Source organism: Pseudomonas sp. NY8896, from assembly GCF_039634505.1.
On the sequence record NZ_CP132350.1, the window covers coordinates 545030 to 564889 of the forward strand.

The 19860-nt window shown below is 64.0% G+C and carries 18 protein-coding genes; 7 read left to right on the forward strand and 11 right to left on the reverse strand.

The annotated features are described in order from the left end of the window. From Q9451_RS02395 to Q9451_RS02410, 4 genes are all read right to left on the reverse strand, one after another. On the reverse strand, positions 1–438 hold the full coding sequence (locus Q9451_RS02395) for an NfeD family protein (protein ID WP_012274405.1): 438 nt from the start codon (positions 436–438) through the stop codon (positions 1–3). Between the two features lie 123 nt (positions 439–561). Next, complete coding sequence (locus Q9451_RS02400; protein ID WP_012274404.1) at positions 562–1281, reverse strand: cobalt-precorrin-6A reductase; 720 nt, start codon at positions 1279–1281, stop codon at positions 562–564. Further along, complete coding sequence (locus Q9451_RS02405) at positions 1278–2372, reverse strand: cobalt-precorrin-5B (C(1))-methyltransferase (protein WP_012274403.1); 1095 nt, start codon at positions 2370–2372, stop codon at positions 1278–1280. The genes Q9451_RS02400 and Q9451_RS02405 overlap by 4 nt, the downstream gene beginning before the upstream one ends. Beyond that, positions 2365–3576 carry a bifunctional cobalt-precorrin-7 (C(5))-methyltransferase/cobalt-precorrin-6B (C(15))-methyltransferase gene (locus tag Q9451_RS02410; RefSeq protein WP_012274402.1) on the reverse strand — a complete coding sequence of 404 codons (1212 nt, stop codon included), beginning with the start codon at positions 3574–3576 and terminating at the stop codon, positions 2365–2367. Before Q9451_RS02410 ends, Q9451_RS02405 begins: the two co-directional genes overlap by 8 nt. Positions 3577–3721: 145 nt before the next feature. Here Q9451_RS02410 and cobG point away from each other — a divergent pair, with 145 nt between their 5' ends. The 7 genes from cobG (at position 3722) to Q9451_RS02445 (ending at position 10230) form a co-directional block, all read left to right on the forward strand. Further along, the gene (gene cobG / locus Q9451_RS02415) at positions 3722–5053 is read left to right on the forward strand and encodes a precorrin-3B synthase (RefSeq protein WP_012274401.1); all 1332 of its coding nucleotides are present in this window, start codon (positions 3722–3724) and stop codon (positions 5051–5053) included. After that, positions 5046–5672, forward strand: a complete 627-nt coding sequence (locus Q9451_RS02420) for a precorrin-8X methylmutase (RefSeq protein ID WP_012274400.1) — start codon at positions 5046–5048, stop codon at positions 5670–5672. Before cobG ends, Q9451_RS02420 begins: the two co-directional genes overlap by 8 nt. Further along, entirely contained in the window at positions 5669–6403 is a 735-nt protein-coding gene (locus tag Q9451_RS02425) for a precorrin-2 C(20)-methyltransferase (RefSeq protein WP_171577229.1), read from the forward strand. Before Q9451_RS02420 ends, Q9451_RS02425 begins: the two co-directional genes overlap by 4 nt. Beyond that, the gene (gene cobJ, locus Q9451_RS02430) at positions 6391–8088 is read left to right on the forward strand and encodes a precorrin-3B C(17)-methyltransferase (RefSeq protein WP_041166603.1); all 1698 of its coding nucleotides are present in this window, start codon (positions 6391–6393) and stop codon (positions 8086–8088) included. Before Q9451_RS02425 ends, cobJ begins: the two co-directional genes overlap by 13 nt. 93 nt (positions 8089–8181) lie before the next feature. Next, on the forward strand, positions 8182–8862 hold the full coding sequence (locus tag Q9451_RS02435; protein ID WP_012274397.1) for a hypothetical protein: 681 nt from the start codon (positions 8182–8184) through the stop codon (positions 8860–8862). Positions 8863–8921: 59 nt separating this feature from the next. Beyond that, positions 8922–9614 (forward strand): hypothetical protein, encoded by a 693-nt coding sequence (locus Q9451_RS02440; RefSeq protein WP_012274396.1) that lies wholly within the window; start codon positions 8922–8924, stop codon positions 9612–9614. Next, positions 9607–10230 (forward strand): hypothetical protein, encoded by a 624-nt coding sequence (locus Q9451_RS02445; protein ID WP_012274395.1) that lies wholly within the window; start codon positions 9607–9609, stop codon positions 10228–10230. Before Q9451_RS02440 ends, Q9451_RS02445 begins: the two co-directional genes overlap by 8 nt. Here Q9451_RS02445 and Q9451_RS02450 read toward each other — a convergent pair. The 7 genes from Q9451_RS02450 to Q9451_RS02480 form a co-directional block, all read right to left on the reverse strand. Next, entirely contained in the window at positions 10227–10823 is a 597-nt protein-coding gene (locus Q9451_RS02450) for a MarC family protein (protein WP_012274394.1), read from the reverse strand. The genes Q9451_RS02445 and Q9451_RS02450 overlap by 4 nt on opposite strands. A gap of 89 nt (positions 10824–10912) precedes the next feature. Next, entirely contained in the window at positions 10913–13684 is a 2772-nt protein-coding gene (locus Q9451_RS02455) for a hybrid sensor histidine kinase/response regulator (protein WP_012274393.1), read from the reverse strand. A 135-nt stretch (positions 13685–13819) separates the two neighbouring features. Continuing rightward, positions 13820–15115 (reverse strand): phosphoribosylamine--glycine ligase, encoded by a 1296-nt coding sequence (purD, locus tag Q9451_RS02460; RefSeq protein WP_012274392.1) that lies wholly within the window; start codon positions 15113–15115, stop codon positions 13820–13822. A 169-nt stretch (positions 15116–15284) separates the two neighbouring features. Further along, positions 15285–16892: a bifunctional phosphoribosylaminoimidazolecarboxamide formyltransferase/IMP cyclohydrolase gene (gene purH, locus Q9451_RS02465; protein WP_012274391.1), complete on the reverse strand. Its 1608-nt coding sequence runs from the start codon at positions 16890–16892 to the stop codon at positions 15285–15287. Between the two features lie 81 nt (positions 16893–16973). Continuing rightward, entirely contained in the window at positions 16974–17294 is a 321-nt protein-coding gene (gene fis, locus Q9451_RS02470; protein WP_012274390.1) for a DNA-binding transcriptional regulator Fis, read from the reverse strand. Further along, positions 17291–18304, reverse strand: a complete 1014-nt coding sequence (dusB, locus tag Q9451_RS02475) for a tRNA dihydrouridine synthase DusB (RefSeq protein WP_012274389.1) — start codon at positions 18302–18304, stop codon at positions 17291–17293. Before dusB ends, fis begins: the two co-directional genes overlap by 4 nt. A gap of 175 nt (positions 18305–18479) precedes the next feature. Next, positions 18480–19847, reverse strand: coding sequence for a DUF3426 domain-containing protein (locus Q9451_RS02480; protein WP_012274388.1), 1368 nt, complete (start codon positions 19845–19847; stop codon positions 18480–18482). Between the last annotated feature and the right edge of the window lie 13 nt (positions 19848–19860).

The following is a 19860-nucleotide window of genomic DNA, read 5'->3' on the forward strand; positions in this document are numbered from 1 at the left end:
TCAGGCCCGGACGACGCGGGCGGTGTTCCCCTCGATGGCGGTCAGGCGCACCCGTTCGCCGGCCGGGATTTCGCTGTCAGCGATGCAGGTCCATTCTTCGTTGCCGAGAATCGGCTTCTGGAAACGCACACGGCCTTTGTGGAACTCCGACACCCCAGCGGTCAGCAGGCCCACTTCGCCGATCACGCTGTCGGCGGTCCAGCGCACATCTGGCTGCTTGCGTCGGAACAGCTTGAACCAGAGCGCCGTGGTGACTGATGACAGCAGTACCCACAGCAGCACCTGCATGTCCAGTTGCAGGCTGGGAGCAGCGAGCGAGATCAGCGAGACCAACACGGCACCGATGCCGAACCAGAGGATGAAGAACGTCGGCAGGACCAGTTCGAGCAGGATCAGCGCGATGCCGAAGACCAGCCAGATCCACCATTGCATTTCCATATGGGTGAAACCTTGCGGGGGAGGGGTGTTGAGTTTAAGGGAGGACAGTGATCCAGCGCCATTTGACAAGTTGCCAGAAAGATCCGAAATGGTTGTAGGACCGCCGCCGTACGTAGTTTGAGATTACAGGTCGAGCGCTGCAGCCAGGTCTGAGGGTGATTCGAATGCTCGGTCCACATCCGGCAAAGCTGGCCGCTTCAGTACCAACACCGGTACGCCCAACTCCCGTGCTACCTCCAGCTTTGGCTCGGTCGCCACGCTGCCGCTGTTCTTGCTGATCAGCACATCGATGCTGCGACGCAGGAACAATGCCCGTTCATCCTCGATATGGAACGGCCCGCGTGCACCGATCACTTCGCAGCGCTCATTGCCTGGGCAGGCTTCCAGCGCCCGCAAAGTCCAGAACTGCTCCGGCGGAATCTCGCCCAGGTGTTGCAACGGCTCGCGGCCTAGCGTGAACAGAGGCCTGCGGAACGGCTTGAGTGCCTCTCTCAGCCCCGCCCAGTCCTCGACCTCACGCCAGTCGTCCCCCGCTTGCGCTTGCCAGGCCGGGCGGCGCAAGGCCCAGCACGTGACGCCGGCGCTACGCGCAGCGCTGGCAGCATTGCGGCTGATCTGTGCAGCGTAGGGGTGGGTGGCATCGACCAGTAGGGTGATACACGCCTCGCGCAGGTAGTTGGCCAACCCCTCGGCGCCGCCAAAGCCGCCGACCCGTACCTGGCATTGCAGGTCCTGCGGTACGCGGCCGATACCGGCCAGGCTGTAGACATGCTGCGGGCCGAGGCGACGAGCGATGGCCAGGGCTTCAGTGACACCGCCCAGCAGCAGGATGCGCGCAGTCATTGCACACCTGCCCGGCCAACGATACCGCCTTGGCGGTCGATGGCGAACACTTCCACTTGCACCTGCGCCGGCACCACGCTGCGGGCGAACGCCAGGGCGTGGGCGCATACCGCGTCCCCGAGGGCAATGCCGGCCGCATGCGCCAGCGCGAGCGCTTGCTGGCTAGTGTTGGCGCCGATGATGGCGGCCTGCAGCGCTGCGTCAGCACCAATGTCTGCGGCCCAGCCCGCCAGTTGCGGCAGATCGATGCTGGAATGGCGGCTGTGCAGGTCCATGTGCCCGGCGGCCAGTTTGCTGATCTTGCCAAAACCACCACACAGGGTCAGGCGCGGCACCGGCACCTTGCGCAGGTGCTTGAGCACCGCGCCGACAAAGTCGCCCATTTCGATCAGGGCGATTTCCGGCAGGCCGTAGACCCGGCGCATGGTGTCTTCGCTGGCGTTGCCAGTGCAGGCGGCGATATGCGTGTAGCCGTTGGTGTGGGCCACGTCGATACCTTGGTGGATCGAGGCGATATAGGCCGCACAGGAGAACGGCCGCACGATGCCGCTGGTGCCGAGGATCGACAGCCCGCCGAGGATGCCCAGGCGCGGGTTCATGGTCTTGAGTGCCAGCTGTTCGCCGCCCTGCACGTTGACCGTGACCTCGAAGCCGCCGAAGTAGCCGCATTCGTCGGCCAGGCGTTGCAGGTGCTCGCTGATCATGCGGCGCGGCACCGGGTTGATGGCCGGCTCACCCACCGCAAGCACCAGCCCCGGCCGGGTCACGGTGCCGACACCGCTGCCGGCGACAAAGCGGATGCTTGGCTCGTCCAGCAAGCGCACCTGGCTGTAGAGCAGGGCGCCGTGGGTCACGTCCGGGTCGTCGCCAGCGTCCTTGAGTGTGCCGGCTTCGGCGCTTTCGCCGGCTAATCGGCAGAACTCCAGGCGCATCTGCACCACCTTGCCCTTGGGCAAGGTAATGCTGACGGCATCGCTGGTTTCGCCGCTCAGCAGCAAGCGAGCGGCCGCCAGGCTGGTGGCGGTGGCGCAGCTGCCGGTGGTCAGGCCGCTGCGCAGGGGCGCGGGCTGTTCGCGGGTCTCTTCACGCATCGGCGGGCTTCACCACATCCAGCAGGGTGATCGGCAGCGCCTGGCGCCAGGTGTCGAACGCACCCAAGGGCTGGGCGTGGGCGACATGGATGCGGGTCAGCTCACCACCGTGCTGCTCGCGAAAAGACGCCAGGGCCAGTTCGCTTTGCAGGGTTACCGCGTTGGCTACCAGCCGGCCACCGGGGCGCAGGCTGGCCCAGCACAGGTCGAGCACACCCTCGCGGGTGACGCCGCCGCCGATGAAGATCGCATCCGGGCGTTCCAGGCCTTGCAGTGCCGCTGGGGCCTTGCCGCGCACCAGCTGCAGGCCGGGTACACCCAATGCATCGCGGTTATGTTCGATGAAGCCTTGGCGGCCTTCGTCGGCCTCGATGGCCAGCGCGCGGCAGGCCGGGTGGGCGCGCATCCATTCGATGCCGATCGAGCCGCAGCCCGCGCCCACGTCCCACAGCAGTTCACCGGGCTGCGGCGCCAGGCGCGCCAGGGTGATGGCGCGAACATCGCGTTTGGTCAGTTGGCCGTCATGCCGGAAGGCGCTGTCCGGCAGCCCGGCCAGCCGGTGCAGACGCGGCGCTTCGGGCGTGGCCAGGCATTCGATGGCCACCAGGTTGAGCGCTGCGATATCGGCGTGTGGCCAGTCTTGGGCGGTGCCGGCCAACACACGTTCGTGCGGGCCTCCCAGGTGTTCGAACACACGCAGGCGGCTTGGCCCGTAGCCACGCTCGCGCAGCAGCGTGGCAATGGCCGCCGGGCTGTCGCCGTCGTTGCTCAGCACCAGCAAACGTATGCCGCTGTGCAGGTGAGCATTGAGCGCCGCCAGGGGGCGGGCTACCAGAGACACCACCTGCACATCCTGCAGCGGCCAGCCCAGGCGGGCGGCGGCCAGTGCGCAAGAGGTGGGCATCGACAGTACGCGCATTTCATCGGCGGGTACCTGGCGTGCAAGGCTGGCACCGACGCCGTAGAACATCGGGTCGCCGCTGGCCAGTACGCACACGGGCTCGCCACGCAGGGCCAGCACCGGGGCCAGCGAAAACGGGCTTGGCCAGCCCAGCCGCTCGCCGGGCACGCAGCGCGGTAGCAGGGCCAGCTGGCGTGGGCTGCCGAAGATCCGCGCAGCGCCCAACAGCGCACGCCGGGCCTGTTTGCCCAGGCCACTGAAGCCGTCTTCGCCGATGCCTACTACTGTCAGCCAGGGTGCCATGTGTACCTCTTCAATATGTTGGAGCTGCATGGCAGCCCCAACATTTCAGCTAAAACTCGAACGGTGCTCGACCACCGGCTTTTCATGCCGCCGGACAAAGCAGGCATAATACCGCGCCTTCTACACTCAAGCGCATTTTCACAGATTGCCGGATACCCCTTTGACGCAGGCCCATGCCCCCAACGTTTCGTCTCGCCCCTCGGCCTGCCCGGGGTTGTGGCGCATCGTCAGTGCCCGTGATGGCGGCATCTGCCGCATCAAGCTGCCTGGCGGCCTGCTGCTGGCCGAGCAGGCCGAAGCGGTAGCGGCGGCAGCTGAGCGTTTTGCCGGTGGTGTGATCGAGGCCACCAACCGTGGCAACCTGCAGATCCGCGGCATTGGCAGCGAGCATCGTGCTTTGGTCGAGACCCTGCTCGCAGCCGGCCTGGGCCCGCGCGAGGCGGCCGGTGACGATGTGCGCAACCTGATGCTCAGCCCGCTGGCCGGGCATGACCCGGCCATGCTGCTGGACGCGCGGCCGCTGGCCGGGCAGATCCTCGACCTGCTGGAAGGCACCCCGCGCTTTCACCAGTTGTCGGCCAAGTTCGCCGTGCAACTGGATGCTGGCGAACGCCTGGCCATGCTTGAGCACCCCCATGACTTGTGGCTATCGCCCCTACGCCTGCTGCAGCAGACCTGGCTGGCGTTTGGTTTGGCGGGCTGCCCGGCGGACGGCAAAGTGCTCGGCGCGGTGCCGCTGGCGCAGGGCCTGGCGCTGGTGCGCGCAGTGCTGGAACGCTTCCTCGACCTGGCAACCCCGACGCAGTCGCGCATGCGCCAGTTGCTTGAAGTGCACTCGGCAACTGATTTCGTCGACGGGCTGGGCCTGGATATCCGCCGTGATGCCGCCGTGCTCGGATGGCGCCGTGAAGAGCACCGCGCCTCGTGGTTGGGCACGCTGCCCCAGACGCACGGTGTTGCCCTTGGCGTGGCCCCGCCGCAAGGCCGCCTGACCCCCGCCATGCTGCGTGGTGCCGCGCGCATTGCCCGCGAACTGGGCGATGGCAGCCTGCGTCTGAGCCCCTGGCAAAGCCTGGTGCTGACCAACCTGCAAGCACAACACATCGACCAAGCCCAAGCCGAACTGTCTGCGCTGGGTTTGCTGTGCCATGACCACGAACCCCTGGCGCGCATCAGCGCCTGCACCGGTGCCAGCGGCTGCGCCAAGGCCCTTGGCGAGACCAAGGCCGACGCCGTTGCCTTGGCCGCGCTGCTGGGCCCTGGCGTGCCCGCCAGCGTGCACCTGTCCGGTTGCCCTCGTTCCTGCGCCGTGGCCCATGTTGCCCCGGCCACGCTGCTGGCCCGTTCGCCGGGCCGTTACGACCTGTACCTGCGTGATGCGCGCCAGCCGGGCTTCGGTGCCCTGCGCGCCACCGACCTTACCTTGAATGAAGCAGGCGCCATGCTCGACCTGCCGACGGAGCACCTTGATGATTGACTACATCCGCGATGGTCAGGAGATCTATCGCAATTCCTTTCGGATCATCCGAGAGGAAGCCAAGCTCGAGCGGATCCCCGCCGACCTGGAAAAGCTCGCCGTGCGCGTGATCCACGCCTGCGGCATGGTCGACGCCATCGATGGCCTGCAGTTTTCCGAAGGTGCCGGACGGGCCGGGCGAGAGGCGCTGCTCAACGGCGCGCCGATCCTGTGCGATGCGCACATGGTGGCCGAAGGCATTACCCGGGCCCGGCTGCCAGCAGACAACAAAGTCATTTGCACCCTGCGCGACCCCAGCGTGCCGGGCTTGGCCAAAGACGCCGGCAACACCCGTTCCGCCGTGGCCCTGGAGCTGTGGCGGCCGTACCTGGAAGGCAGCGTGGTGGTGATCGGCAACGCCCCCACCGCCCTGTTCTACCTATTGGAAATGCTCGATGCTGGCGCACCCAAGCCTGCGCTGATCCTCGGCTTTCCGGTCGGTTTCGTCGGCGCTGCCGAGTCCAAGGCCATGCTCGCCGCCGACAGCCGCGGCGTGCCGTTCGTGATCATGCAAGGCCGCCTGGGCGGTAGCGCGATGGCTGCCGCCGCGGTCAACGCCCTGGCCACGGAGGTGGAATGATGCTGCCGCGTGGACGACTGCTGGGCCTGGGCGTGGGCCCTGGCGACCCGGAACTGATTACCCTCAAGGCCTTGCGCCTGCTGCGCGAGGCGCCGGTGGTCGGTTACTTCGTGGCCAAGGGCAAGCGTGGTAACGCTTTTGGGATCATCGAAGCACACCTGCAGCCCGAGCAGACCCTGCTGCCGCTGGTCTACCCGGTAACCACCGAAGCCCTGCCGGCGCCGCTGTCCTATGAGCAGGTGATCAGCGACTTCTACGACGAAGCCAGCGTGCAAGTGGCCGAGCACCTGGATGCTGGCCGCGACGTGGCGGTGATCTGCGAAGGTGACCCGTTCTTCTACGGCTCCTACATGTACCTGCATGACCGCCTGGCGCAGCGCTATGAGGCCGAAGTGATCCCCGGTGTCTGCTCGATGCTTGGTGGTGCTTCGGTACTGGGCGCGCCGCTGGTGTACCGCAACCAGAGCCTGTCGGTATTGTCTGGTGTGTTGCCCGCCGAAGAGCTCAAGCGCCGCCTGGCCGATGCCGATGCAGCGGTGATCATGAAGCTTGGGCGCAATTTCCCCAAGGTGCGCGAAGTGCTGGCCGAACTGGGCCTGGACGGGCGTGCGCTGTATGTGGAGCGGGCGACCATGGCCAACCAGAAGATCGTGCCGCTGGACCAGGTCGACCCGCAGTCGTCGCCGTACTTCTCGCTGATCATCGTGCCGGGGGAAAAATGGCAGGGTTGAACATGCACAAGGCACCGGCAATCGTCATCCTTGGCCCGGGTAGCCTGGCCACCGCGCAGCGAATCCAGCAGTGCTACCCACAGGCCACAATCCATGGCCTGCAGGGGCGTGTCGAGGGGGCAGACCAGTCGTACACCGCGTTCGGCGATACCCTGCGCGGGCTGTACCAGCAGGACATGCCGATCATTGCCCTGTGTGCTGCCGGTATCGTCATTCGCAGCCTGGCCAGCGTGCTTAGCGAGAAGGGCAGCGAGCCGCCGGTACTGGCCGTGGCCGAGGATGGCAGCGCGGTAGTGCCGTTGCTCGGTGGCCTCGGTGGGGTCAACCTGATGGCGCGCGAAATCGCAGAAGCGCTGGGCGTTGCCGCCGCCATTACCACCAGTGGTGAGCTGCGCTTCGGCACTTGCCTGTTGAACCCGCCGCAAGGTTACGCACTGGCGGACATCGAGCAAGGCAAGCGTTTCGTTTCCGATTTGCTGGCAGGTGAGTCGGTGCGCATCGAGGGTGACGCCCCGTGGTTGCAGCAGGTGCAGTTGCCCGCCAGCGAAGCGGCGCAGCGCACCATCCATGTGGGGCATCAGGTGCGCCCGGCCAACCGCGACGAACTGCTGATCCACCCGCGCTCGGTGGTCGTGGGTGTTGCCGGTGGCAACCTGCACAGCATGCGTGCGGCATTGCAGCAGGCCGGCATCGCCGAGCCATCGGTAGCCTGCGTGCTGGCGGACGAGCGCGCCATGGCCGACAGTGCCTTGCACGAGGCTGCGCAGACCTTGGGTGTCGCCTTGCGCTTTGCCAGCAACCCAGGCGACGTGGCCAGCATGGTTGCTGCGGCATTGCCCAATGCCGAGTTGATAACGCATGGGGATGTAGTCATCGCGGTGGCGCCTGCGCCGGTCGATGTAGCACAAATCGGCCGCCGTCGCGGTCGTCTGGCGGTTATCGGCCTTGGTCCAGGTGCGGCGCAATTGATGGTGCCGGCGGTCAAGGCCGAACTGGCACAGGCTGAGGATGTGCTCGGCTACGAAACCTACGTGCGCATGGCCGGGCCGTTCCGTGATGACCAGATCTTGCACTGCACCGACAACCGTGAAGAGATGCAGCGCGCCCGGCATGCCTTCGAGCTGGCGGCCCAGGGCCGTTCGGTGGTGGTGGTTTCGTCGGGTGACCCGGGCGTGTTCGCCATGGCCGCTGCGGTGCTTGAAGCGTTGCATGAGTCCAGCGACCCCGCCTGGCACCGCGTGGACCTTGAGATTCTGCCAGGGGTGTCGGCCTCGCTGGCAACCGCCGCCCAGGCGGGAGCACCGCTGGGGCATGACTTCTGCGTGATGTCGCTGTCGGACAACCTCAAGCCCTGGTCGATCATCGAAAAGCGCCTGGACCTGGCGGCTCAGGCCGACCTGGTGCTGGCGTTCTACAACCCGATCTCCAAAGCCAGGCCGCACCAGCTAGGGGTGGCGCTGGAGGTGGTGCGTCGGCACCGCGACGGGAGCACGCCTGTAGTCCTTGGTCGTGACATCGGTAGGCCGGGGCAGACGCTGAAGGTAGTCACCTTGGCCGAGCTGCAGCCAGAAATGGTCGATATGCGCACCATGGTGTTGGTCGGCTCCTCTACAACCTGCGTATTCCCTCGTCTGTCGGGCGGGGTATGGGCCTACACCCCGCGTTGGTACCCCACCACCAACTAGTTGCGTCGGAAACTCTTCAGCGCGCTGAATCGCCAGCGGGCTGGATAAGGTGATTGCCCCTGACTCAAGGGGCAACCATCAAGGAGTTTCTACATGTCCGATGAAACACAAGTCACCACCAACAACACCGCCATCCTGGTCGAAGGCAACCTGCTGGCCTGCGGCGCAGGTATGTCTGCGAAAAGCCGTCACGACGTCAAGAACGCCTTCCACTTCGCCACATTAGTGGCCGACAAAGCGTTCGATGCCGAAAAGCAGAGTCGGGAGTGGTACGACAAATTCATCGATGTGATGCGTGATCTTGGCTTTACCATCCCTCGACGCACCTTCGAGCTGGAAACGTCGGCGGAGCTGTCTGTCACCGTAGGCGCCGTTGCCGTCCGGGCGATCGGTGTTGCTGGCAACGCACTGCTGGGGGGCACCAAGCTAGGTGCTCTGGCCAAGATGGCCTTCGATAAAATGACCACCGTCGAAAACGACGCCAAGGTGCTCGACCACAAACGCAAGAACAAATCCAGGGGCATGGTTGGCCTGGCTGCCTGCATCGAAACAGAGAACAACGATGTGGTCATGGTCGTGAGCTGCATCCAGGCATCTGCCCCGACACTGGACGATGACGTGCTGGGCATCCAGTGGAAGCTGGACAAGACCCACTACTACGCCGGCACCGCGGTGCTCACGCTCAACAACTTCGTGTACGACAAAGTGCGCGAAACCGTGGAAAACAAACTCGGCGTGCGCAGCGTCGAGAACGTACTCCAATACGACATCTGATAGCGCGGCGGCGTTGCACCAACGCCGCCTTGTTCGCTTGTTTGCAATGAGACAAGACCATGAATAGTTCAGTTGAGCAGCTGATGTTGATTGGTGGAACGGCATTGCTGTATTCCACAGGCGCTACCGAGGAGCAACGCCAGGCCGCGTTCGACTCGATTCTTTACGCACAGTTGCTGGCCAACAAGAGTGCCGGACCACGCTTTGATGACTACGAGCGCTGGTACGCCGCCTACAGGGATGCGTACCGCCAACTTGGCTGGATCAAACTGGCCAGTACCCACGACCTCAAGCACTTGGGGCAACCCTTGCGCACCGCGCCGGTGCAGCCACTTGAGGCATGGCTGAGAATGCGCTCTATCCGTCACGAGGCCGTGCTGGCAGCGGTGAAAACGGGTTTGAGCCGATCACTGGAAGGTTTTGGCCACTTGCTGAAGTACAGCACGCAGGAGCAGACGCAGGGGGCGAAGCTTGTGATCGAGCTGGGCGTGCTCAAGGCAGGGCCGGTGCTGGATCTGTGCAGCATCTCGATGCAGGTCGGCAAGTCGATTTCGAATATCCCGCTGGGCACTTGGCTGAGTGAACAGGTGCTTCAAGGAGAGGCAGAGTTCAACGGCGTTTCCCTGGCATTGGATAACAGTCGGTTTCAACGCCAGCGCGAGGAACTGCAGGCGTTGATGAAAACCAAGGATGCACAAGGCGCTTACCGGTTTGACCCTTATGCGCCGATAACGGGAGCACATCATGAGTGACGCCACGTCTGCCGTGATCGGCGCAGGCATCGTTTCGTTCTTGCCAGGTATTCCGGCCGCTTTGCAAAACAAGGTGAAACTGGCCCTGGCAATGGCCGAACGTGCTACCGAGACGGCGTTTCGAGAAGGGTTGATCGAGGACTGGTTTGCCTACTACCGCAACCAGCTCAAATATATGGGCTGGGATGCAGTGTCTGCCGAGCAGGTTCATTGGCCGGATGGACAGCGCGCCCGTCAGGCCGACCAGGTGCTGGAAACCATTGCGGCAACGGCTGGCGAGCACTTTGCCTCGGCGATCGGCATTTCCATGCGCAAGCTGTTGGCCAACCCGTCGGTGCTGCAGTCGCTTGAGCGGTGCGCCTACGAACGCCAGCATTTCCAGCTGCTGCCTTGCGCTCCGGCCGGTGCCAACCGGGTGGACATGGTGCTTTACCATGAAGCGGATGTGCGTTCGGCCTTCCGTGCAGGCTTCATCAGCCATAGGCGCAGCCATCGGAATGTGCGTGCGGAGTTGATACGTTTCAACATGCTGGCGTTCGAGCACAGCTTTTTGCCAAAAGTGCAGGAACGTGTCGTTCAGGTCTCTTTGCAACGCATTCTGGATTACGCCCTTTAGGGCACCAGGTAGCCCTTGATGCCGGTAAAGATGATTTGCGCAGCCAAGGCGCAGACGAACAACCCCATCAGCCGGCTGACGATCTGCAGCCCTTGGTCGCCAAGGATGCGTTCGATGCCGTGTGACAAGTACAGCACCAGGCCGACGGTAAAGCTGGCCAGCGCGATGCTGACGATGGCCAGCAATTTGTCATCCCAATGCGGCTGGCCCACGCCCATGACCAGCAAGGCGCCGATGGTGCCAGGGCCGACGGTCAGTGGAATGGTCAGCGGCACGATGGTCACATCCTGCTGCACGTTGTCGGCCTGCACCGCCGGCTTGCCCTGGGCCATACCCAAGGCAGAAATGAACAGCACGCTACCGGCCCCGATGCGGAAGGCGTCGGCGGTGATGCCGAAAATGCCGAAGATCACCCGCCCGAACAGGTACAGCAGCACGCTGGCGACCAAGGCTGCGAAGGCGACCTTCCAGGCCAGTTGCTTGCGCTCCTTGCTGGAGTGGCCGCGGGTCAGGCTGATGAAGCACGACAGCACGAAGAACGGGCTGTAGAGCACGAGCATTTTCAGGTAGACGCTGAACAACTCATGGAGCATGAGCACTATTCCTTGGGCAATCTGAAGCTTGCGCTCCCGCAGGGGCCGTATCGGGCTTTCGAATACTGTTCTCTGTGCGACAGCGTAGCCTAGGAAGTATGCGCCGGGTCTGCCTTGGCTTCGCGCTGGTTGGCCCAGTACTGGATCAGCTCGCGTAACTGCGACAATTCCACCGGTTTGGCCATGTGGCCGTCCATGCCCGCCAGCCGCGCGCGTTCCTTGTGCTCGGCAAGAATGTGCGCGGTCAGCGCCACCACCGGTGTGCGTTGGCGCTGGTTGGCCGTTTCCCAGGCCCGCAGCTGCTGGGTGGCCGAGAAGCCGTCCAGCACCGGCATTTCGCAGTCCATCAACACCAGGTCATAGTGCTGCGCTTTCATCGCCTGCAAGGCTTCTTCGCCATTGCAGGCAGTGTCGGGTTCAAGGTTGAGTTTGCCGAGCATACCGCGGATAACCTTGGTGGAAATGCTGTTGTCTTCGGCGACCAGCACGCGGAAGTCGCCAGGCAGGTCCAGCGCCTGCGGGATGCCAGGCAGGCTGGCAGGCACTGCCTGCTCGCGGCCGCGCTGGGCCAGTTCTTCGGCCAGGGTGGTCTTCAGCGTGTAGCCGGCCACTGGTTTGGCAAGGATCCGCTTGACCCCAGCGTTGCGCGCGATGACCTTGCTCGGCGCATTGCTGATGCCGGTGAGCATCACCACCAGGATGTCGTGGTTCAGGCTTGGGTCTTCCTTGATCTTGGCGGCCAGTTGCATGCCGGTCATGCCGGGCATGTTCTGGTCCAGCAGTACGGCGTCGAAGTAGTCGCGCAGGTGCGCCTTGGTGCGCAGCAGGGCCAGGGCTTCCTTGCCAGACGGCACCGCGCTGACGTTCATGCCCCAGGCGCTGCACTGCTGGACCAGTACCTTGCGGCAGGTGTCGTTGTCGTCCACCACCAGCACGCGGGCATCGCGCAGCGGGCTGTCGAGGTCGGCGGGCGGCTGTTCCAGGCGCGAAGGGTCCAGCGGCAAGGTCAGCCACAGGGTGTTGCCCATGCCAGTGCTGCTCTTGATGCCGAACTCGCCCTGCATCAGGCCGATCAGTTGCTTGGCGATGACCAGGCCCAGATGCCCGCCCAGCTTGTTGCTGGACAGGAAGTGGTGGCTGTGCAGTTCGGCTTGCAGCAAAGCGTCGCGGTCGGCGGCGGGCAGCGGCTCGCCGCTGTCCTGCACGGCAATGCGCAGGCGTGGCAGCTCGCCGCGTTGATCCAGTGCCACCACCAGCAGAATTTCACCCTGGTCGGTGTTTTTCAGGGCGTTTTCCAGCAGGCTCGACAAGGCCTGGCGCAGCCGCGTCGGGTCACCGCTGATGACCCGTGGTACTTGCGGCTGGGTGAAGCTGATCAGTTCGATGTTTTGTTGCTCGGCCTTGGCGCGGAAGATGTTCAGGCAATCCTCGATCAGCGCGTTGAGATCGAACTGCACGTCATCCAGCTCGATCTGCCGGGATTCCAGTTTGGAAATATCGAGAATTTCGTTGATCAGCGTGAGCAACTCGTTGCCGGCGCTGTGGATGGTCTGCACGTAGTCGCGCTGCTTGACCGACAGCGGTGTGCCCAGCAACAGCTCGGTCATGCCCAGCACACCGTTCATGGGGGTGCGGATTTCGTGGCTGATCTTAGCCAGGAACTCGGCCTTGGCATTGATTTCGGCGTCGCTGGCGGCCAGCGCGCGGCTGGCGCTGAAACGCTCCTCGCTCATGCGCCGCAGGCGTTCACTGACGGCCAGGTTGAGCAGCAGGCCGCTGACCACGGTCAGGCCCAGCAGGATACACAACAGCCAGGGCGTCGAGGTGCGGGTCAGGCCCAGCAGGGCTGGCAGCAGCACCAGGCCACCGAGGTTGAACACCACCATGGCCAGGCTGAACAGGCGACCGGGTGCATAGCCTTTGTACCAGTGATAGCTGCTGACCAGCAGCATGCTTACACTGCCCAGCGCCATCAGGGCGTAGGTCATCAGGTTGAGGGGCAGCGTATCGACGAACAGCAACACCAGGCCGCTGACCCCGACAATCAACATTTCACCCTGCAGCAAGCGGTTAAGCCGTGGCGAGTTGCATGGCGAGAAGAAATGCTGGGTGAAATACAGCCCGGACAGGCCAGCCAGGACCAGCGTCAGGTAGGCAGCAGGCGTTTGTGCACTGTGCCACACATGCCACCAGGGGCCGCTGAGGTTCAGCAGGATCAGGCCGCTGAGCAGCATAAGGCCGTGGTACAGCGCCAGGATCAGGGTGGTGCTGGAGCGGCTGTAAAGGAAGCGGATCAGGTTGTGCATGATCAGCATCACCAGGCCGCCGAACAGCATGCCGAACAGCAGCGGCTGGCGTTGGTCCGACGCGGCCTCGGCCGCCGGCTCCAGGCTGATGGCCGGGCGCAGCTGGTGCTCGGAAACCAGGCGCAGGTAGATGTCCAGCGGCTGCTTGCTGTTGGGCAGGGGCAGTACATGGTCGCTGCCGCGCAGGGTAGGGCTGGCATTGCCTGCCTGCCGCCCGTGGTGCAGCTGACGCAGAAGTTGGTCGCCTTCCAGGGCGTAGAGGTCCAGGCCAGACAGGTCTGGGGCGAATACCCGCAGCAGTTGTTCCTGGTCGCCTGGTTGCAGGCGATAGTGCAGCCACAGGGCCTGTTCTGCTGGGGCAGCATCCAGCTCGGCGAGGACCAGGGGGCTGAACTGGTTGCGGTAGCGCTCGGAGCGCACATCGCTCAGTTGCAGGTTGGCCTGTTCGTCAAGCAGTACGGTCCAGCCTCCGTCATGTTCGGCCGCAGCCGGAAACATGAAGAGCAGGGTCAGCAAGCTGACGATCAGAGCTGAGGCAATCCGAAGCCGACGCACTACGAAATCCCTTCTTAGCCGATGTGCCGGGTACTAACTATGCGCGGCGCGCCAAGTCGAAGGCAAGGCCCATGCCGGGCCCTGTCGACGAGCCGGATGCCACAGCCTGAAAGTGCTGCGGCATTCCGGTGTTTCTTACTGCTGGTGCTCACCGCGCTCGCGGGCGATGGCCCGATAGCCGATGTCGGTACGGTAGAAACTGCCGTTCCAGCTGACTTCCTTGGCCAGGCGATAAGCCTGCTGCTGCGCGTCGGCGACAGTACTGCCCATGGCGGTGGCACACAGCACGCGCCCACCGTTGGTGGTCACCTGGCCATCCTTGAGCGCGGTACCAGCATGGAACACCTTGCCTTCGATCTTTGCGGCAGCGTCCAGACCGTTGATCACGTCGCCCTTGGCATAGTCACCTGGGTAACCGCCAGCGGCCAGGACCACGCCCAGGCTCGGGCGCGGGTCCCACTGTGCTTCGACCTTGTCCAGCGCTTTGGCGAAGGCAGCTTCGATCAACAACACCAGACTCGACTCCAGGCGCAGCATGACTGGCTGGGTCTCTGGGTCGCCGAAGCGGCAGTTGAACTCGATGACCTTGGGGTTGCCCGCTTTGTCGATCATCAGGCCGGCATAGAGGAAGCCAGTGTAGACGTTGCCTTCCTCGGCCATGCCGCGCACGGTTGGCCAGATCACCTGGTCCATCACGCGCTGGTGCACGTCGGCAGTAACCACCGGGGCAGGGGAGTAGGCACCCATGCCGCCGGTGTTCGGGCCGGTGTCCTGGTCGCCGACGCGCTTGTGGTCCTGGCTGGTGGCCATGGGCAGCACGTTGTGGCCGTCGACCATGACGATGAAGCTGGCTTCCTCGCCGTCGAGGAACTCTTCGATCACCACACGCGAACCGGCTTCACCGAAGGCGTTGCCAGCCAGCATGTCACGCACGGCGGCTTCGGCTTCGTCCAGGGTCATGGCGACGATCACGCCCTTGCCCGCGGCCAGGCCGTCGGCCTTGATCACGATCGGCGCGCCTTTTTCCTGCAGGTAGGCCAGGGCCGGTTCGATTTCGGTGAAGTTCTGGTAGTCGGCGGTCGGGATCTTGTGACGCGCCAGGAAGTCCTTGGTAAAGGCCTTGGAACCTTCCAGCTGGGCCGCGCCCTTGGTTGGGCCGAAGCAGTCCAGGCCACGGCTGCGGAACAGGTCGACCACACCGATGACCAGTGGCGCTTCCGGGCCGACGATGGTCAGGTCGACGTTTTTCTCGGCGAAGTCGGCCAGTTGCTCCAGGGCGCAGACGTCGATGGCGACGTTCTCGCACTTGGCTTCAATGGCGGTGCCGGCGTTGCCAGGGGCAACAAAGACTTTTTCGACGCGTGGGTCCTGGGCGACTTTCCAGGCCAGGGCGTGCTCACGGCCGCCGCTACCGATGATCAAAACTTTCATGTCAAAACCTCGAATTCTGTTTGGCGCCGATCCCGCTTTCTGTAGGAGCGGCCTTGTGTCGCGAAAGGGGCGCGTAGCGGCCCCTGGGTTTCAGCTTCGCAGCAGAACTTGCTGGGGCCGCTCTGCGGCCCTATCGCGACACAAGGGTCGGGATTGGCCCGACAACTATTTAGTGGCGGAAGTGGCGCATACCGGTGAACACCATGGCGATGCCGGCTTCGTCGGCAGCGGCAATGACTTCAGCATCACGCATCGAGCCACCTGGCTGGATCACGGCGCTGATACCCACTTTAGCCGCATTGTCGATGCCATCACGGAACGGGAAGAACGCATCCGATGCCATGACCGCGCCCTGCACCTGCAGGCCAGCATGCTCGGCCTTGATTGCAGCGATGCGAGCGGAGTTGACGCGGCTCATCTGGCCAGCGCCGACGCCGATGGTCTGGCGCTGCTTGGCGTAGACGATGGCGTTGGACTTGACGAACTTGGCCACTTTCCAGGCGAATACCAGGTCGTGGATTTCTTGCTCGGTCGGGGCACGCTTGGTGACGATCTTCAGGTCATCGGCAGTGATCATGCCGATATCGCGGCTTTGCACCAGCAGGCCACCGTTGACGCGCTTGAAGTCCCAGCCGGCAGCGCGCTCGGCTGGCCACTCGCCGCACTCCAGCAGGCGTACGTTCTGCTTGGCCGCTACCACGTCGCGGGCAGCCTGAGAAATTTTCGGGGCGATGATCACTTCGACGAACTGACGGTCGACGATGGCCTTGGCGGTTTCGCCGTCCAGTTCGCGGTTGAAGGCAATGATGCCGCCGAATGCCGACTCGGTGTCGGTGGCGTAGGCCAGGTCGTAGGCCTTACGGATGCCGCCTTCCTCTTCAGGCACAACGGCCACGCCGCATGGGTTGGCGTGCTTGACGATGACACAGGCTGGCTTGACGAAGCTCTTCACGCACTCCAGCGCGGCGTCGGTGTCGGCCACGTTGTTGAACGACAGTTCCTTGCCTTGCAGCTGGATGGCGGTGGAAATGCTGGCTTCGCCTTTTTTGGCTTCGACGTAGAACGCCGCGCTCTGGTGCGGGTTTTCGCCGTAGCGCATTTCCTGGGCTTTGACGAACTGGCTGTTGAAGGTGCGCGGGAATTCGCTGCGATCGGCAGTCGAGAGGGTGTCCTTGGCCTGGTCGATGGTGCCCATGTAGTTGGCGATCATGCCGTCGTAGGCGGCGGTGTGTTCGAACGCCTTGAGCATCAGGTCGAAGCGCTGGGCGTAGGTCAGGCCGCCGACCTTGAGGCCTTCGACGATGCCGGCGTAGTCGCTGGCGTTGACCACGATGGCGACGTCTTTGTGGTTCTTGGCTGCCGAGCGGACCATGGTCGGGCCGCCGATGTCGATGTTCTCGATGGCGGTCGGCAGGTCACAGCCAGGCTTGGAAATGGTGGCTTCGAACGGGTACAGGTTGACCGCAACCAGGTCGATCGGCTTGATGCCGTGCTCGTTCATGATGGCGTCGTCGGTACCGCGACGGCCGAGGATGCCGCCGTGGATTTTCGGGTGCAGGGTCTTGACCCGGCCATCCATCATTTCGGCGAAGCCGGTGTAGTCGGCCACTTCCACCGCGTTCACGCCGTTGTCCTTGAGCAGCTTGTAGGTGCCGCCGGTGGACAGGATCTCGACACCGAGCTGCTGCAGCTCACGGGCGAATTCGAGGATACCGGTCTTGTCGGAGACGCTGATCAGGGCGCGGCGGACTGGCAGGCGGGTAGTCTGGTCGGTCATTTCGGGTTCCAATAACGCGGTGGAGTCAGCAAAAAAGGCGCCTCTGTTCAGGGAGCCGCCTTTTCTGGATGGGATTCTGGCTTACAACAAGTCGTACTGCTTGAGCTTCTTGCGCAGGGTGCCTCGGTTCAGCCCGAGCATCTCGCTGGCCTTGGTCTGGTTGCCCTTCACGTAGTTCATCACGCTTTCGAGCAGGGGCGCCTCGACTTCGGAGAGCACCAGGTTGTACACGTCCGTCACGGTCGCGCCTTCCAGGTGGGCGAAGTAGTTGTGCAGCGCCTTCTCGACGCTGTCGCGAAGGGTCTGGCCCTCTTCGCTCGGCGTGTTGAGGTGCTGTTTCAGGTTGGCGTTGTCGCTCACGGGCGTTGTTCCACTCACAAATGTCTCGGTCATCATCGTCATGCGGCCACCCCTTGTCCGTCCTCTGTCTCAAGGCTCTGTCGACGTTCGCTGAAAAACGCGCGAACGTTGGCGCACTGCGCTTGTGTGTCTTCCAAAGCGTTGAACCGGGAGCGAAACTCCTTGCCGCCGGGTCGTGTTGCCAGGTACCAGCCAACGTGCTTGCGGGCGATACGAACGCCCATCACATCGCCATAGAAGGCATGCAGCGCGGCCAGGTGCTCCAGCAGGATGCGTTCCACTTCGTCCAGCTGCGGCGCTGGCAAATGTTCGCCAGTGCGCAGGTAATGCTCGATCTCGCGAAAGATCCATGGCCGCCCCTGGGCAGCCCGGCCAATCAGCAGGCCATCGACCCCGGTGGCGTCCAGCACCGCTCGGGCCTTTTCTGGCGAAGTGATATCGCCGTTGGCAAAAACCGGGATTGACACCGCCTGCTTGATGGCAGCGATGGTGTCGTATTCGGCATCGCCGGTGTACAGGTCGGCGCGTGTGCGGCCATGCACCGCCAGCGCCTGGATGCCGGCCTGTTCAGCGATCTTCGCCACGTTCAGGCCGTTCTTGTTCGCCCGGTCCCAGCCGGTGCGGATCTTCAGGGTCACCGGAACGTCCACAGCGCCGACCACGGCATGGAGGATCTCACTGACCAAGGCTTCATCTCTCAATAAAGCAGAGCCTGCAGCTTTGTTGCAGACTTTTTTTGCCGGGCAGCCCATGTTGATATCGATGATCTGGGCACCCGCTTCGACGTTGGCCTTCGCCGCCGCCGCCATCATCTGCGCATCACCGCCGGCGATCTGCACCGAGCGTGGCTCGGGATCGCCTTCATGGATGCGGCGCAGGCTCGACTTGCGGCTGTTCCACAGGCTCATGTCGCTGCTGACCATTTCCGACACCACCATGCCGGCGCCCAGGCGCTGGCAAAGTGTACGGAAAGGCTGGTCCGTGACCCCGGCCATGGGCGCGAGGATCAGGTTGTTACGTAGTGTGTATTGGCCGATGCGTACCGCCGACATAGGTGATCCCTGTTGTGGGGCCGAATCTTGGAGTTCGAAAAAGGGTTGGCATGATACCCGCTCTCGGTGACCGGATAAAGATGGATTTGGATAAAATCTGAACAGTTGTCGGCTTATGACATTTGGTAAGCGCGGGGGCTTGTTACTGCGTTGCAGCCCCCGGCAAGCCGGCCCTTCATTCCGGCGAACGGAAGCTCAGGCTGTAATTCACGGCCTTCGGCCCCGGGTCGAGGATGTCCAGGGCGATGTGGATTGGCGTCTGGCTGGGCATTTCGCCACGCCCTGCCAGTTCGCCGGACAGGTACTCGCTGGGCTTGAAGCGACGGCTGGCGATCAGCTGGCCATTGAGGTCGGCGAAGCGCAGCTCCAGCAGCGGGAACGGCTGGGCGAAGGGTGCGCGGTTGTAGATGATCGCGTCGACGATCAATGCGCCCTTGAAGTCCGGGTGGCTACGCACCACCAGGTTGCTGCTCTTGATACGGGCAATGTCGACGCGGGTGGGTACCTGGCAGCCGACCATCGGGCAGATTTGCTGGAAGATCGGCCGATACTGGTCCTGGCGGGCCATTTCGTCGAAGTGGAACCACACGTACTGAAACGCCAGCAGGCCGGCGGCCAGCAGGGTCAGAAAACCCCACAGCAGGCGCTTGCCCCAGTTAGGCGCGGGCTTTTCCCAGCCCAATTGCAGCGGATCGTCGACCACGTCGACCAGTGGCTCCTTGCGCGAGGGGCGTTCGGCTTTGCCGGTAAGGCCCGGTTCCAGGCGCTCCCCGGGCAGTACCTCGACGGGTTCGTCGTCGCGCGCCGACAGGTGCAGCGCCAGCGGCTCATCGTCACGGGCACTCAGGCCTCTTTCCGGGGTTTCGTCATCGCTGGCGCGCAGCGGTTCGCCGAATGCGGGCTGTTCATCGGTTTCGGCCGCGCGGTGCGCGGGCGGCTCGTCTTCGATGTCCAGGTCAAGGTTGCTGCCCAGGGTCGGCTCGGTGCGCTCGCCGGGTGCAGGGCCCAGGTCCAGCTCAAGGGGTTCCGGCTGCAGCAATACTGGGGCGGGCTCTGCCGGGTGCTGCTGCTCGAAGGGCTCATCGGTGGCCGTGCCGAACAGGTCGTCTGCGTGCTCGTCCAGGTGCAGTTCGTCGCGCCGTGCCTGCAGCCCGTCATCCTGGCTGGCCGGGCGTGTCGGGGCGGTTTGGCCGCGACGCTCCAGGCGTTCCAGTTCCTTGTCGAGGTCAAGCTCGTCCAGCGCCTGGGCGGTAAGCGCCCAGTCCTGGTCAAGGGTACTGCTGCGTACTTCGACGGCAGGCTCAGGGGTACTGGCAGGCTCGATCAGCGGCTCGGCAGGCGCGGCAGGTGCCGGCGCAGGTGCCGCAGCCGCGGCCGCGCTGGCGGTACCGGCACGGTTCTGCTCCAGCAACTGCTTGGCGGCGTTGAACACCTGCAGGCAGTGACCGCAGCGCACCACGCCACGGGCCACGCTCAGCTGGTGGTGGGTGACGCGAAAGCTGGTCTGGCAATGCGGGCACTGGGTGACGAAACTGTCGGTCATGCGGCAATCCGGG

Bases quoted from the DNA above. Each gene is read 5' to 3' on its own strand.
- dusB (WP_012274389.1), bottom strand. From the start codon at position 18,304: ATGTCGGCGGTACGCATCGGCCAATACACACTACGTAACAACCTGATC.
- Q9451_RS02420 (WP_012274400.1), top strand. From the start codon at position 5,046: ATGATTGACTACATCCGCGATGGTCAGGAGATCTATCGCAATTCCTTT.
- Q9451_RS02425 (WP_171577229.1), top strand. From the start codon at position 5,669: ATGATGCTGCCGCGTGGACGACTGCTGGGCCTGGGCGTGGGCCCTGGC.
- Q9451_RS02445 (WP_012274395.1), top strand. From the start codon at position 9,607: ATGAGTGACGCCACGTCTGCCGTGATCGGCGCAGGCATCGTTTCGTTC.
- Q9451_RS02440 (WP_012274396.1), top strand. From the start codon at position 8,922: ATGAATAGTTCAGTTGAGCAGCTGATGTTGATTGGTGGAACGGCATTG.
- Q9451_RS02450 (WP_012274394.1), bottom strand. From the start codon at position 10,823: ATGCTCCATGAGTTGTTCAGCGTCTACCTGAAAATGCTCGTGCTCTAC.
- Q9451_RS02405 (WP_012274403.1), bottom strand. From the start codon at position 2,372: ATGCGTGAAGAGACCCGCGAACAGCCCGCGCCCCTGCGCAGCGGCCTG.
- fis (WP_012274390.1), bottom strand. From the start codon at position 17,294: ATGACGATGATGACCGAGACATTTGTGAGTGGAACAACGCCCGTGAGC.
- Q9451_RS02400 (WP_012274404.1), bottom strand. From the start codon at position 1,281: ATGACTGCGCGCATCCTGCTGCTGGGCGGTGTCACTGAAGCCCTGGCC.
- cobJ (WP_041166603.1), top strand. From the start codon at position 6,391: ATGGCAGGGTTGAACATGCACAAGGCACCGGCAATCGTCATCCTTGGC.
- Q9451_RS02435 (WP_012274397.1), top strand. From the start codon at position 8,182: ATGTCCGATGAAACACAAGTCACCACCAACAACACCGCCATCCTGGTC.
- Q9451_RS02410 (WP_012274402.1), bottom strand. From the start codon at position 3,576: ATGGCACCCTGGCTGACAGTAGTAGGCATCGGCGAAGACGGCTTCAGT.
- purH (WP_012274391.1), bottom strand. From the start codon at position 16,892: ATGACCGACCAGACTACCCGCCTGCCAGTCCGCCGCGCCCTGATCAGC.
- Q9451_RS02395 (WP_012274405.1), bottom strand. From the start codon at position 438: ATGGAAATGCAATGGTGGATCTGGCTGGTCTTCGGCATCGCGCTGATC.
- Q9451_RS02480 (WP_012274388.1), bottom strand. From the start codon at position 19,847: ATGACCGACAGTTTCGTCACCCAGTGCCCGCATTGCCAGACCAGCTTT.
- purD (WP_012274392.1), bottom strand. From the start codon at position 15,115: ATGAAAGTTTTGATCATCGGTAGCGGCGGCCGTGAGCACGCCCTGGCC.